Consider the following 13,693-nt stretch of genomic DNA (forward strand, 5'->3'; position numbering starts at 1 on the left):
TAAGACTCGGTCTTTTTTTGTTATGGCTTTAGCCAGTTGAGTGCGTGAAACGCGCGAAACAAAAAACCACCCGCTATGCGGGTGGAGGGCCTAGGGTTTGACCACGAAGACCATTCCGATAAACTTGAGATGTTCAGGCTCAAAGAAAGGAATGGTCAAAGATGGCAAACAAGAGCTACAGTTTAGCTCACACAAAGTGGATGTGCAAATACCACATTGTATTCACCCCGAAGTATAGACGGAAAGAGATCTATAATCAAGTGAGAAGAGATCTGATCGAAATTTTCAAACGCTTATGTAAGTACAAGGGAGTCGAAATCATAGAAGGCCATATGATGTCGGATCACGTACACATCATGGTAGCGATTCCGCCGAAAATGGCAGTCTCATCGTTCATGGGGTATCTAAAAGGGAAAAGTTCGCTCATGATCTTTGAGAAGCATGCGCAGCTGAAGTATAAGTACGGAAATCGAAAGTTTTGGGCAGAAGGGTACTACGTGAGCACAGTGGGTCTAAATGAAGCAACCGTAAGAAAGTATATATGTGAGCAAGAAGCACATGATCAGGCGGTAGATAAGCTGAGTGTAAAAGAATACGAAGATCCATTCAGCAGTAATCGGAGCAAAAAGAAGTAAAACCAGTTTAACTGGTAAGTGAAAGAGACAAATCACACTGAGCCTGAACAGCCCTGCTGTCAGGCTAGCGTCTTTAGGCGCAGTTTGGCAACAGGGGGTTATACCCCAAGAGCAAACCACCCGTTGGACGGGTGGTCCTGATTCAGAAAATTGATCTTTATCTCTTTCATGATGCTGTACCTTCATACCTCGAAATAAACTAAAACTCATTAATGTCATATTGACAGTAACGATTTTGTTTGTTATCATTTCGATAATATCATAATGACTATATTGAGAAATGAGGAATGAATCATGTTCGGATTTCGATTTGTAAAATTTCAGCCCAGTGAATACGTCATGAAAGTGAAGAACGGTCAGGTGCAGCGTCAAGGCGTAGGTTTATCTTTCACATATTATGAACCGACCACTTCGGTTGTCGTTTTACCTGTATCGTCTGTAGAAGTGCCTTTCATGTTCGAAGAAATAACTGCAGATTATCAGACCGTAACGGTTCAGGGACAACTTAGCTACCGCATTGTGGACTACATGAAAATTACACAAAGCTTGAATTATACGTATAATTTACGTAAAAATCGGTACATTTCAGATGATCCCGGTAAGCTTGATCAACGTGTAATCACGATTGCCAAAGTCTTGACCAAGAAGCATCTGGAACAAATGCCATTGAAGGAAGCAATTCAATCCAGTGAACGGCTGGTAACGAGTATGAAACGTGAGGTTGCCCAGAGCCAAGAACTGGAGAAGCTGGGCGTAGAGCTAATGAGTTTATCGATTCTGGCGATTTTGCCTAACAAAGAGACGATGCGTGCGCTGGAAGCGCAGGCTCGTGAAGAAATTTTGCGTCAGGCTGATGAAGCATTGTATGTGCGCCGTAATGCGTCCATCGAGCAGGAGCGTAAGGTGAAGGAAAACGAACTGAATACGGAAATCGCAGTTGAATCCAAAAAGCGGCAAATTCGAGAAACGCAATTGCAGGCAGAACGTTCCATCAAACAAAAGCAAAATGAGATGGAGCAGGAGCAGCTCCAATTCAATACAGCGATGGAAGAGCGAAAACAACAGCTGATTGAGCTGACGATTGCCAATCGGAATGCAGAAGCAGATGCCAAAGCTTATGAAATGGCAGCTGTAATGAAATCACTGCAGGATGTCGAACCGACCGTTCTGCAGTCGATGGCAAATATGGGGATGAATTCGGATAAACTCATTGCACTCGCATTCCAGGAACTGGCGGAGAATGCAGGTAAGATCGGACAATTGAATATTTCACCTGATCTGCTGCAAGGTTTGATGTCCACCTCGAACAGAGAGCAAGGGGGAAGAGGGAGATGAGACGCTTAGGAACCGAAAAGTCAGCATCAAAAACAGTGACGGAAGAGCATCGATTAACGGAACACAAACTTATTTTGATCAAACGAAGAACACGACTAGAGGAATTAATCGTTCGTTATAATACGGTGCAGCAGGCACAATTCTATATTGAACGTCTAGGAGCAGATTTTAATGATTACATTGCGGAGGATGCTCGTTATCGGGAATCCGTGTCACAAGCGCAACAAATTCTTGGTTCGCTCGGAAGAGTTCAAACGATAGATCGGGAGCATGTGCCTAATTTTATATTTGGTAAACAGGATATTATCGTCGTTGTTGGTCAGGATGGTCTTGTTGCAAATACACTCAAATATTTATCAGAACAGCCGCTGATTGGGGTTAATCCTGATCCCATGCGCTGGGATGGGGTGCTGCTTCCTTTTACAGTGGAGGATTTGCGTTTTATTATTCCTGACGTGATTCGTAGACGTCGTTCACTGAAAGAAGTCACAATAGCCAAAGTTGAGCTGAATGATGGTCAGTATCTCTATGGCGTTAACGATCTGTTTATTGGTCGGAAGACACATGTCTCTGCTCGTTATGAAGTGCAATTTGGTTCAATCGTAGAACGGCAATCCTCCAGTGGTGTTATCGTATCTACAGGAATGGGCGCCACGGGTTGGTTCAAAAGTGTGCTGGCAGGTGCAACCGGCATTGTGAACTCGAAAGCTTGGCAGCGTATGAATACCAACGATGATATGACGACTACACATTGGGAGCAAAAAGGGATGAAGCATTTTGGTTGGGACGCACCCTACCTTTACTTCACAGTGCGCGAACCATTTCCTAGCCGTACAACGGCTGCCAATGTCGTATTTGGGCAGATCCATGCGAACCAACCTTTACGAATGGTTTCCCAGATGCCAGAAGACGGAGTTATATTCAGCGATGGCGTTGAACAGGATTTTCTTGAATTTAATTCAGGTGTAGAGGCGACCATTAATCTTGCGGACAAACGAGGGCAGCTCGTCGTATAATGTCTCAGTTCTATCTATTAATCTAAGTCAAACTTAGATATTGGGATAATCTTTCCTATAGCCTGGAATTTCTTGATTTAGATCAAGGAGTTTCGGGCTATGTCACGTTATGATGGATGTAATCACAGATTACAGAGGAGGATGAATGAATATGAGTATCACATCATTGCAAGCCGTAAAAGAATTTAGTACAGATCGCTTTACTAAACGGGTATTATTCCGACACGACGGCGGGGTTACGTTTGTACTTCATTTCTTGCCAGGTCAACAGCTTCCGGTACACAAACACCCAGGAACAGATGTTATCTTGCTGGTGGTTGAAGGCACAGGAACGATGATTCTGGATGGAGTTGAACAGGAGGTCAAACAAGAGGATGTACTCTGCTGTGGAGGGGATACAGAATTTTCCTTCTATAATACAGGTAACAGTGAAACTCGTTTATTTGTTACACTTAATAAAGTACCTAACGAATCCTACGCGCAAAATATATAGTGAGAACACGGTAACACTCTATAATGAGGTGTAATTACACCTGTATATCGTAGCAACTAACTATAAACTTGATAACGATTAAACAACAAAAAGCGTACTTATGTCTCTGGCAGGAACAGAGCTTAAGTACGTTTCTTTGTGATATAAACACTTCATTCAATGTCAGAAATATCCTAACATTTCTTTTGCTTCATTAGACATGAGCTGTGGTGACCATTGAGGTTCCCATACAACTTGTACATCGATATCGGCCTTGCCTGAATTTTCTTGTAACACCCACTTCACGGCGCCTACAATCGTATCATGCAGTGGGCAGCCAGGTGTGGTCAAAGTCATTCGTACGTACACACGTTCAGGCTCTTCGCGTACTTCATATACAAGCCCGAGATCTACAATGTTGACGCCTAACTCAGGGTCGTATACTTCCTTCAGACATTCTAACAAATGGGTTGTTTGTTCCATGGTTATCGCTCTCCAATCCTCCAAATTAACGTTTAAAAACCAAAGCAATATTTGCGATATAAGCAATGGAGATCATAGATAAAATGGTACCTCCGACCATCATTACTTCTGCCAGATTTATTAAAATTCCACTCACCAACAATAGACTACCGCCCACCATGGCGATGATTCCCCATTGTACGTAGCGTTCACTCAGCATGCCAGCCATAAGGGGTACTCCAGGTCTGCCAGCTTGCTTTCCATACTTATGTGTCCACCATAGAAACGGTACGATTTTGGATGCATAACCTAATATCGTGAGTGAAACCCAGCCTCCGAGATATACCCATCCAGATAGAAGCACTACCCGTGGATGGAGCAACAGATCGGTTCCTTGTGCGGAATAGATTAACAATGCCACAACATATACGGCAAAAGCACGACTTACATACACTGACCAACGTATACCTGGTCCTGGATTTTTTTTATGCCGTTTCTCCTGAATCTGTTCTAAGTGAAATACATAGCAGATGATTGCTGCACTTAGAAGCAAGAGTGCGAACCAGAGTAACCCGTCTTGGATACCTGTTAAGAATGCGATGACACCTGTGATTACCGCTGCGTTCCATAAGCACAATACGACCTTTTGCAGCCGTATGGAGTAGTCATGGGACAGGTAGAACATAGGTAACATCTTATAGCTGAATCCAGTGATCAACATGCCGAACCAGCCGAGGGTTCCCATCCAAATATGTGCTCCGAATAAGCGCTCATGGAGACCGTTCCATTGCCCAAAAGCAAAATTCAGTCCCATCAGCATACCAGAAAGTCCGGTCAGAACAAGATACAGACAAGAACAGGCGGCACTAATCGTTACCGGATTCCACTGAGAAGCACGGAAGAGCGTTACCGCCATATTCCATCCGAACAATAAAATACCGATTAAGGCTAGCGTAGCTGAACCGGCAATCCAATGAACATCTCCACGGATGAAACCACATAACATACCAGTAAGCCCGATAGTGAAGAAGAAGTAATGACAGTAGCCCAGCAGCAGACTGTAGATATTAGATTGCAGAATTACGTGAATCAATTGATATATCGCACCCATAGCAAGCATGGTTGCCCACCCCAGAACAAAGAGGTGAGCGTGAAACCAGCCTTCAGGGCCTCTTAATTCATCACCAAGCCAGCCTGTTAGCGAGAGCAGGGAGAAGGCGTGATACATAACAAATCCGAAGATGCCCGTGATGATAAAAAGAAACGGCAACCTGGACATGGCTTTCGCCTCCTTACCCTTTTTCAATTCTGACTTTCGCCGTACCATCCGCTTGATCCTCAACCGTATATGGACAACCCAGATTATTTAACTCTTCTATTAAAAACACGGGAACGCGATCATTGTGAATGAGCACAACATCTCCAGGCTTGCAACGCTCGAGTGCAGCAAGCGTGCGCATCATCGGTTGAGGCGGTTCTAATCCGCGATTATCAAGCATTATGGTTGCAGCTTTTGGCTGTTCGTCACCTTCCACTGCAACGGTAACTCCTTCAGGTCGCCCTTGACATGCCTCTTCATCTGTTACTGGCGACACATCAAGAGTAGACTCGTCATTCTCAAGCTGCTGCGCAGATAATGCTTTTGCGCCTTTTTTGTTTTTCTTGTGAATGAAAGTAGTGACCCAGTGATCCGAGCTCATTCGTTCAGACGAGTTGGAGTACCCTTTCAATTTGAGAATGCCAAGTAGCGGCGTTGGCTTAAATGGGGCATGAAGTACAAATACGTCTTCAGGATGCAGACCTTTTACCGTATCCATAATGAGTTGAAATGGCTCCAGTTTCTTACTTAAATGAGGCCGCACATCCAGCTCGACAATGTTGACATCAGTTGGAGACATGTGCGTTCACATCCGATCCTGTACCCGCTACATTCGCCTGTTCGAGCAAGTGTTGTGATGACTCATAGAGAGCAGCCATTCCGCCGTACAGTGCATAAAAGAATGACTCCGGCGCATCCAGAGAGAAGGATAGATATGCCTTAGGATCCATACCGAGCAATCGCTCGAAAAGTCTTGCACTATCATAGGCGTAAAAACAAAAGTGTGTGTATTCGAAGACCGGCATTTTTTCAAAAATCGTAATGATTTCTTGTGCATATTCCACTTGATTCTGTTGCGCCATCTGAATCATGGTCGTCGCATCTTCCAGCCGAAGCGTGATGCGAAGTGTGGTGTCATTTATGATATCAACTTGCGGCATGGCTGCTCATCTCCAATCTATCGTTTGCTGATTTTGACCTGGAAAGTTGTAGGTCCTTGTTCAATGTACTCCCAATCGAAGCCTTCAGGATGTGTAGATTGGAACTGGAATCGCAAAGGTTTCGGATCGTGATCGTTAATAAGGAGCATCGCTTCTTCCGGTTGCAATTGATCAAACGTTTCGAAAATGATTTTATGTTTCAGATGAGGTGGGTACTCAGTAGCATTAATAGTAGCTGCATATGTGTTCATGGTTCATTCCTCCAAGTGGGTTAGTGTGGTGCTGCAACTTGATTATAGAAAACGATAAGAGGGGGCTGTGTGAGCAGGCTCACATTTCCTATTGTCATAATCTTGCCTTATTTAAACGAGAATCCTGTTTGGAAAGGGGTTGCGGCGATTTTATAAATGTGTAAGTGTGCGCTATGTTTCACTTCTTGTGATATTTTGCACAGTTAGGCGAGCGAGACATCCTTATATTTAGCACCAAGATGACAATTGATGAGAGGAAGCAAGTTCCCTCCTTCAGCCGAATAAAGACAGCACCCTAGAGAAGGGAGGTACGTGTATGGAATCAAAATTAATGGATCCGTTTGGCAGAGTTCATGACTACTTGCGGATTTCGGTTACAGATCGTTGCAACCTGCGCTGTGTATATTGCATGCCAGAAGAAGGGATGCAGTTTGAACCGACAGAACGAATCCTGTCTTATGAAGAAATCACGTCGATCGTCAAGGCGCTTGCTCCACTGGGTATTCGGAAATTGCGTTTGACTGGGGGAGAACCTCTGGTTCGCAAGGGGCTGGATCAACTGATTGCAATGTTATCCGCTATTCCAGGGATTGAAGATATTGCATTGACAACCAATGGCATCTATTTGGCAGCTTATGCGGATCGACTAAAGTCAGCGGGGTTAACTCGGGTCAACATTAGCTTGGATTCGCTCAAGCCGGAGCGATTTGCAAGCATTACACGAGGCGGTAAGGTACATCGTGTGCTGGAGGGCATCAAAGCCAGTCAAAAGGCTGGATTTCAGCCCATCAAGCTAAATGTTGTTCTGATGAAAGGTGTAAATGACGATGAGGTGGAGGATTTTCTACGCATGACGCTGGAGGATCCGATTGATATTCGATTTATCGAGTACATGCCCATCGGTGATAGTGGGAGCAGCTGGAAGTCGAGTTATTTGCCGCTTGAACATGTGCTGGAGACTTGTGGAGCTAAATGGAACTACGAAAGCTGCGGTGATGTGTATGGCAACGGTCCAGCAGATAGTTACCGAATTGCTGGAGCAGCTGGAACATTTGGTCTGATTCATCCCGTCAGCAGTCATTTCTGTGGTAGCTGCAACAGGCTCCGGTTAACAGCCGACGGCAACATTAAACCGTGCCTGTACTGGTCGGATGAGTACAATGTTCGACCACTTGTTGGCAACGACAAGGCGGTGCAGGATCTGTTTTACAAGGCGCTCGGTTCCAAACCCGAAACTCATGACATGGTAAAAGCCTTAAAAGGGCAACAGATTGACGGAACACCTACGCTGCGGCATATGTCGCAGATCGGAGGATAGCAAGAGCAGCTTCGAATTCAGTTTAATCTCGATCTCAATTTCAGGTGCGGTATCGCATCAACAGGTCACATTTGTGGGAGGACAACAATGAGCAGCAAAAGCATGCCCTGGATGGGCAAACTGAAGTATTTTGCCAAACGTGAGAAAAACGCGGAAGGCTGGAGTGAGATGTCCCCGGTTAACCGGGACTGGGAAGACGTGTATCGTCGCCGCTGGCAGCATGATAAAGTGGTGCGTTCCACACACGGTGTGAACTGCACGGGTTCATGTAGTTGGCAGATTTATGTGAAAGATGGCATCGTGACATGGGAAACACAGGCGACGGATTATCCATCCACCGGGCCGGATATGCCTGATTTTGAACCGCGTGGATGTCCGCGTGGAGCAAGTTTCTCATGGTATTTATATAGTCCTTTGCGTGTGAGGTATCCTTACGTGCGTGGTGCCCTGCTGGAAATGTGGCGTGACGCTCTAAAAACTTATGGTGATCCCGTACAGGCATGGTCAAGTATTGCGAATGATCCGGTCAAAGTAAAAAGGTACAAATCGGTACGCGGTAAAGGCGGACTAGTTCGTGCATCATGGGGCGAAGTGACACAGATTATCTCTGCTTCCATGATTCATACGATCAAAGATTACGGTCCTGACCGTATCATTGGGTTCTCACCGATTCCAGCGATGTCCATGGTCAGTTATGCTGCTGGTTCGCGTTTCTTGTCTCTGGTTGGTTCACCATTGCTTAGTTTCTATGACTGGTACGCGGATCTGCCGCCGGCATCCCCGCAAATCTGGGGAGATCAGACAGACGTGCCGGAGAGCAGTGACTGGTACAACTCTGGATACATTTTGGTGTGGGGTTCCAACCTGCCAATGACACGTACACCGGATGCTCACTTCCTCGCTGAGGCGCGTTATAAAGGAACAAAAGTGGTATCCATCAGTCCGGATTATGCGGAATATGTGAAGTTTGCAGATACATGGATGTCCGTAAAACAAGGAACAGATGGTGCTCTTGCCATGGCTATGGGGCACATCATTCTGAAAGAATTTTATCTGGATCATCCTACAGATTACTTCATGTCCTATGCGAAGCAGTATACAGACTTCCCTAATTTGTTGATTGTCGAAGAGAAGGATGGCGTAAACATAGCAGGACGATTCTTACTCGGGGAAGACCTGGGTATCCAAGGCAACAACATGGCATGGAAAACCCTTGTGTATGATGAGAACTCCGGCACTTATGCTATTCCAAAAGGGAGTATGGGCTTCCGTTGGGGTGAAGAAGGTACGTGGAATCTCAAAATGGAACAGGTGGATACTGGCGAGCCGATCGATCCACGACTATCCATGCTTGGCGTGCATCATGATCTCGTAACCGTGCATCTGCCATACTTCGATGATGAAGGAAGTCATGTCATGGAGCGTCAAATCCCAGTGCGCCGCATCTGGGTTGAAGATCGCTGGATTACCGTTACGTCGGTATACGATCTCGTGCTGGCGAAGTATGGTGTTGATCGTGAAATGACACGTTCTGCAGACTCTACTGAGATCGTAGCAGGAGTCGTTCTGGAAGCTGAAGAGGATAAACCATTTACACCAGCTTGGCAGGAGAAAATTACTCGAGTTGACCGGGAAACCGTCGTTCAGATCGCACGTGAGTTTGCACAAAATGCAGTTGATACGCAAGGTCGCTCCATGATTATTATGGGTGCCGGGATCAACCACTGGTACAACTCCGATGTCATCTATCGTGCCATTATCAACCTGCTTCTGATGACAGGCTGTCAGGGGGTTAACGGTGGTGGCTGGGCTCACTATGTAGGTCAGGAGAAGCTGCGTCCGGCGGAAGGCTGGCAGACGATTGCTTTTGCACGTGACTGGAGTGGACCTGCTCGTTTACAGAACGGAACATCGTTCTTCTATTTTGCAACGGATCAATGGAGATACGAGGAAACCCAAGTCGGAGAGCTTACTTCGGCACTTGAAGGTGATCCGCGCTTCCAGCACGTTGCTGACTATAATGTCATGGCTGCTCGCATGGGCTGGCTTCCATCTTATCCACAGTTCAACCGTAACTCGATTGATTTGCATCAGGATGCACTGGATGCGGGGGCAACAACGAAGGAAGAAATCGGCGCATATGTGGCTTCCGAACTTCAAAATAAAAATCTTAAATTCTCGATTGAGCAGCCGGATGATCCAGCGAACTTCCCACGTGTGTTGTTTGTCTGGAGAGCAAACCTGATCTCAAGCTCAGGCAAAGGACATGAATACTTCCTCAAGCATTTGCTTGGTGCAACCAACGGATTGCTCAATGATGATGATCATGGACTTCGTCCAGAGCATGTGGAGTGGGTGGATGAAGCTCCGGAAGGCAAGCTTGATCTTATGGTCAATATGGATTTCCGCATGGCAGGTACAGCGATGTATTCCGATATCGTACTGCCGGCAGCAACATGGTATGAAAAAAGCGATTTGAGCAGTACGGATATGCACCCGTTTGTGCACCCGTTCAACCCGGCGGTAGCTACGCAGTGGGAATCCCGTTCTGACTGGGATACGTTCAAGGAGATTGCACGTGTGTTCTCCGAAATGGCTGCACAGCAATTCGATGGTCCGCAGAAGGAGATTCTGGCTACACCGTTGCTGCATGATTCACCAGATGAACTCGCTCAACCGTATGGTGAGATTAAAGACTGGAGTGCTGGAGAATGCGAAGCTATTCCGGGTAAAACGATGCCGCATATTCAAGTGGTTGAACGTGATTATGCTGCGGTCTATAACAAAATGATCAGTCTCGGGCCAAACGTGAAGGATAAACCAATTGGTACGAAGGGCATGACTTGGTCTGCGAGCGAAGAATACGAGAAGTTGAAAGGCATTTTGGGTGTGAACCGCAAAGATGGCGTTGGACAAGGATGTCCAGATCTGAGTTCAGATCGTAACGTCGCTGAAGCCATTCTGACGCTGTCGACAACAACGAACGGTAAGATGGCTGTACGTGCATGGGAGTCTCTAGAGAAGAAAACGGCACTACATCTGAAAGATTTGGCAGAAGAACGGTCAGAAGAATGCTTCACATTTGACGAGATTACTTCCAAACCAAAAACGGTTATCACATCGCCTGCATTTAGCGGATCGGAAAAAGGCGGACGACGGTATTCACCGTTCACGACCAACGTAGAAAGATTGATTCCATGGCGCACATTGACGGGCAGACAACAGTTCTATATCGACCACGCAATGCTGCGTGAGTTCGGTGAGACGCTGGCTACCTTCAAACCAATTCTGAAACATACACCGTTCCATCCAAACAGTAAACGTCCGATTGAGGGCGGCAAGGAAATCGTGCTGAACTACATGACTCCGCATAACAAATGGTCCATCCACAGTATGTACTATGATGCACAGCCAATGTTGACCTTGTTCCGCGGTGGTCCAACAATCTGGATGAACCATGAGGATGCAGAAGAAGCAGGTCTCGTGGATAACGACTGGATCGAATGTTTCAACCGTAACGGGGTCGTCGTGGCAAGAGCGGTAGTCACACACCGTATTCCTCGCGGAGTAGCCTTTATGTATCACGCCCAGGATCGCCACATTAACGTTCCGGGTACGAAAATTTCGCAGACACGTGGTGGTACGCATAACAGTCCAACTCGTATTCACGTGAAGCCAACACATATGATCGGCGGCTATGCACAGTTAAGTTATGGTTTCAACTATTATGGCCCGACAGGCAACCAGCGTGACCTGAACGTCATCATTAGAAAACTGCAGGAGGTGGATTGGCTTGAAGATTAAAGCACAAGTCAGTATGGTCATGAACCTGGACAAATGTATCGGCTGCCATACATGCAGCGTAACATGCAAGAACACCTGGACGAATCGTCCAGGTGCAGAGTACATGTACTTTAACAATGTCGAAACTAAACCAGGTGTCGGTTATCCAAAACAATGGGAAGATCAGGAGCGTTATCGCGGCGGCTGGGAGATGAAAAATGGCAAGCTGGAGCTAAAATCCGGTACACGTGCCAAACGTTTGCTTAACATTTTCCACAACCCGGATCAACCAACGATCGACGACTACTATGAGCCGTGGACCTATGATTACGAAAAACTGACTAATAGTCCGGAGAAAAAACACCAGCCAGTTGCAAGACCAAAATCCCAAATTACCGGAGAGTACATGAATCTCGAATGGGGTCCGAACTGGGAAGATGATCTCGCCGGTGCACATATAACGGGGATGGAAGATCCGAACATGAAAGGTGTCGAGGAATCGATCAAAATGGATTTTGAACAGGTATTTATGATGTACCTGCCACGGATCTGTGAACATTGCCTCAATCCATCCTGTGTATCTTCTTGCCCTTCAGGCGCAATGTACAAACGTGAAGAAGACGGGATCGTACTTGTCGATCAAAATGCTTGTCGTGCATGGAGATTCTGTGTGTCGAGCTGCCCATACAAAAAAGTTTATTTCAACTGGCAAACAAACAAAGCCGAGAAATGTACTCTTTGCTTCCCGCGGATTGAAGCGGGGTTACCAACGATCTGTTCCGAAACTTGCGTAGGACGTATTCGTTATATCGGTCTGATGCTCTATGATGCAGACCGCATTGAAGCGGCAGCTTCGGTGGAGAATGAAAAGGATCTGTATGAGTCACAAATGGATGTTTTCCTTGATCCAAACGATCCTGAAGTGATCCGTGAAGCACGTGCAGCAGGCATTCCGGAGGATTGGATTATTGCAGCACAGCAGTCCCCAATCTACAAAATGGTTATTGACTGGAAGATTGCACTTCCACTTCACCCTGAATATCGCACCATGCCGATGGTATGGTACATTCCGCCGCTGAGCCCGATTACTAATCGAGTAGAAGGTCAAGGAAGCTCGCTCGAAGCGAACGATATTTTCCCGGCGATTGACAACATGCGTATTCCGGTTGAATACCTCGCGAACCTGCTTACGGCAGGAGATACAGGGCGTATTCGTGAAGTACTGCGCAAAATGGCTGTGATGCGGATTCACATGCGTAACCAACAGACTGGCAAAACGAGCGAGTCCGAATTGCTTGATTATGTGGGCATGAGTGCGCAGGAAGTTGAAGATATGTATCGTCTGCTCGCTATCGCGAAATACGATGACCGCTTTGTGATCCCGCCAGCTCACCGTGAGGAAGTCGCAGACCTCTTCAGTGAACAAGGTAGCTGCGGTCTTGACTTTGCAGGCGGCCCAGGTTCTTGCGGCGTATTCTCATAGGAGAGGAGACAACAACGATGACGATCGACATTAATTCAGAACCCATCGTAAAGCCGGTGTATGACACGGATACAAGACGAATGGTCTGCAAACTGATCTCCTATCTACTGCAATATCCGGATACCGAGTGGAGAGAGGGATTACAAGGAGTACAAGAAGCCGTTCTTTCGATCTCTGAAGAAGAAGTGAAGCAGATCGTGTTAACCTTCACCAGAGATGCACAGGCTGTTGATGCTATTGGGTGGCAAGATGCCTACGTACGTGCGTTTGACTTTGACAAAAAGTCAAATCTCTATCTCACTTATGCTTTGCATGGTGATGAGCGGGATCGTGGGCCAGCACTAATCGATTTGAAGCGCAGATATGAAGCGGCGGGTTTCTACATGGAAGCCAGTGAGCTGCCGGATTATTTGCCAATGGTGCTTGAATTCATTGCCGAGGCTCCGGAGATAGATGCAATCGGAGTTCTGGGTACCTGCCATAAAGCGCTGGTCACGATGACCGAAAGTATCGCAGGACAAAACAGTCCATACGGGCCGCTCCTCACGCTGATGTTACAGGTGATGCCCGAGCCGTCTGTTTCGGACGTACCTGAACCAAGCAAAGAAGAACAGAAACAACCGCTTGGCGGTCTGAACGAGATCGTTGAGCTAATGAGGAGGGGCAATCGGTGAGTACA

The 13,693-nt window shown here is 46.5% G+C and carries 13 protein-coding genes; 8 read left to right on the forward strand and 5 right to left on the reverse strand.

Translation table 11 applies throughout. The features are described 5' to 3' along the window. Positions 1-161: 161 nt before the first annotated feature. From tnpA to M3636_RS05040, 4 genes are all read left to right on the forward strand, one after another. Entirely contained in the window at positions 162-635 is a 474-nt protein-coding gene (gene tnpA / locus M3636_RS05025; protein WP_251381438.1) for an IS200/IS605 family transposase, read from the forward strand. Positions 636-929: 294 nt separating this feature from the next. Next, positions 930-1,970 carry an SPFH domain-containing protein gene (locus M3636_RS05030; RefSeq protein WP_128101647.1) on the forward strand — a complete coding sequence of 347 codons (1,041 nt, stop codon included), beginning with the start codon at positions 930-932 and terminating at the stop codon, positions 1,968-1,970. Further along, complete coding sequence (locus M3636_RS05035; RefSeq protein ID WP_145408912.1) at positions 1,967-2,986, forward strand: diacylglycerol kinase catalytic domain-containing protein; 1,020 nt, start codon at positions 1,967-1,969, stop codon at positions 2,984-2,986. Before M3636_RS05030 ends, M3636_RS05035 begins: the two co-directional genes overlap by 4 nt. A 151-nt stretch (positions 2,987-3,137) precedes the next feature. Then, on the forward strand, positions 3,138-3,479 hold the full coding sequence (locus M3636_RS05040; protein ID WP_251381439.1) for a cupin domain-containing protein: 342 nt from the start codon (positions 3,138-3,140) through the stop codon (positions 3,477-3,479). Positions 3,480-3,641: 162 nt separating this feature from the next. On the opposite strand, the gene M3636_RS05045 is transcribed toward M3636_RS05040, so the two are convergent. Genes M3636_RS05045 through M3636_RS05065 form a run of 5 tightly spaced genes read right to left on the reverse strand, consistent with a single transcriptional unit; the run spans position 3,642 to position 6,430 of the window. Continuing rightward, a complete protein-coding gene (locus tag M3636_RS05045) occupies positions 3,642-3,941 on the reverse strand; it encodes a metal-sulfur cluster assembly factor (protein ID WP_128101650.1) in 300 nt (99 codons plus the stop codon). 25 nt (positions 3,942-3,966) lie between these two features. Then, positions 3,967-5,199, reverse strand: a complete 1,233-nt coding sequence (locus tag M3636_RS05050; protein ID WP_251381440.1) for a hypothetical protein — start codon at positions 5,197-5,199, stop codon at positions 3,967-3,969. Positions 5,200-5,212: 13 nt separating this feature from the next. Next, positions 5,213-5,818: a DUF2249 domain-containing protein gene (locus M3636_RS05055; protein ID WP_251381441.1), complete on the reverse strand. Its 606-nt coding sequence runs from the start codon at positions 5,816-5,818 to the stop codon at positions 5,213-5,215. Further along, on the reverse strand, positions 5,805-6,179 hold the full coding sequence (locus tag M3636_RS05060; RefSeq protein WP_251381442.1) for a hypothetical protein: 375 nt from the start codon (positions 6,177-6,179) through the stop codon (positions 5,805-5,807). The genes M3636_RS05055 and M3636_RS05060 overlap by 14 nt, the downstream gene beginning before the upstream one ends. A gap of 17 nt (positions 6,180-6,196) precedes the next feature. Beyond that, entirely contained in the window at positions 6,197-6,430 is a 234-nt protein-coding gene (locus tag M3636_RS05065; RefSeq protein WP_056689699.1) for a DUF2249 domain-containing protein, read from the reverse strand. 316 nt (positions 6,431-6,746) lie between these two features. On the opposite strand from M3636_RS05065, the gene moaA reads away from it, so the two are divergent. From moaA to narJ, 4 genes are all read left to right on the forward strand, one after another. After that, positions 6,747-7,748: a GTP 3',8-cyclase MoaA gene (moaA, locus tag M3636_RS05070; RefSeq protein WP_251381443.1), complete on the forward strand. Its 1,002-nt coding sequence runs from the start codon at positions 6,747-6,749 to the stop codon at positions 7,746-7,748. Between the two features lie 87 nt (positions 7,749-7,835). Beyond that, positions 7,836-11,552 carry a nitrate reductase subunit alpha gene (locus tag M3636_RS05075; RefSeq protein ID WP_285858504.1) on the forward strand — a complete coding sequence of 1,239 codons (3,717 nt, stop codon included), beginning with the start codon at positions 7,836-7,838 and terminating at the stop codon, positions 11,550-11,552. After that, positions 11,542-13,014 (forward strand): nitrate reductase subunit beta, encoded by a 1,473-nt coding sequence (narH, locus tag M3636_RS05080; RefSeq protein ID WP_251381444.1) that lies wholly within the window; start codon positions 11,542-11,544, stop codon positions 13,012-13,014. The genes M3636_RS05075 and narH overlap by 11 nt, the downstream gene beginning before the upstream one ends. 17 nt (positions 13,015-13,031) lie before the next feature. Further along, entirely contained in the window at positions 13,032-13,688 is a 657-nt protein-coding gene (gene narJ / locus M3636_RS05085; RefSeq protein ID WP_251381445.1) for a nitrate reductase molybdenum cofactor assembly chaperone, read from the forward strand. Positions 13,689-13,693: the final 5 nt, after the last annotated feature.

This window comes from Paenibacillus sp. MER 99-2 (assembly GCF_023714095.1).
In the GTDB taxonomy this organism is placed as follows: Bacteria; Bacillota; Bacilli; order Paenibacillales; family Paenibacillaceae; genus Paenibacillus.

What these genes read in the sequence shown, in the direction of transcription:
- moaA (WP_251381443.1), top strand. Translation starts at nt 6,747, where the DNA reads ATGGAATCAAAATTAATGGATCCGTTTGGCAGAGTTCATGACTACTTG.
- M3636_RS05045 (WP_128101650.1), bottom strand. Translation starts at nt 3,941, where the DNA reads ATGGAACAAACAACCCATTTGTTAGAATGTCTGAAGGAAGTATACGAC.
- M3636_RS05035 (WP_145408912.1), top strand. Translation starts at nt 1,967, where the DNA reads ATGAGACGCTTAGGAACCGAAAAGTCAGCATCAAAAACAGTGACGGAA.
- M3636_RS05075 (WP_285858504.1), top strand. Translation starts at nt 7,836, where the DNA reads ATGAGCAGCAAAAGCATGCCCTGGATGGGCAAACTGAAGTATTTTGCC.
- M3636_RS05040 (WP_251381439.1), top strand. Translation starts at nt 3,138, where the DNA reads ATGAGTATCACATCATTGCAAGCCGTAAAAGAATTTAGTACAGATCGC.
- M3636_RS05030 (WP_128101647.1), top strand. Translation starts at nt 930, where the DNA reads ATGTTCGGATTTCGATTTGTAAAATTTCAGCCCAGTGAATACGTCATG.
- narJ (WP_251381445.1), top strand. Translation starts at nt 13,032, where the DNA reads ATGACGATCGACATTAATTCAGAACCCATCGTAAAGCCGGTGTATGAC.
- M3636_RS05050 (WP_251381440.1), bottom strand. Translation starts at nt 5,199, where the DNA reads ATGTCCAGGTTGCCGTTTCTTTTTATCATCACGGGCATCTTCGGATTT.
- tnpA (WP_251381438.1), top strand. Translation starts at nt 162, where the DNA reads ATGGCAAACAAGAGCTACAGTTTAGCTCACACAAAGTGGATGTGCAAA.
- M3636_RS05065 (WP_056689699.1), bottom strand. Translation starts at nt 6,430, where the DNA reads ATGAACACATATGCAGCTACTATTAATGCTACTGAGTACCCACCTCAT.
- M3636_RS05060 (WP_251381442.1), bottom strand. Translation starts at nt 6,179, where the DNA reads ATGCCGCAAGTTGATATCATAAATGACACCACACTTCGCATCACGCTT.
- M3636_RS05055 (WP_251381441.1), bottom strand. Translation starts at nt 5,818, where the DNA reads ATGTCTCCAACTGATGTCAACATTGTCGAGCTGGATGTGCGGCCTCAT.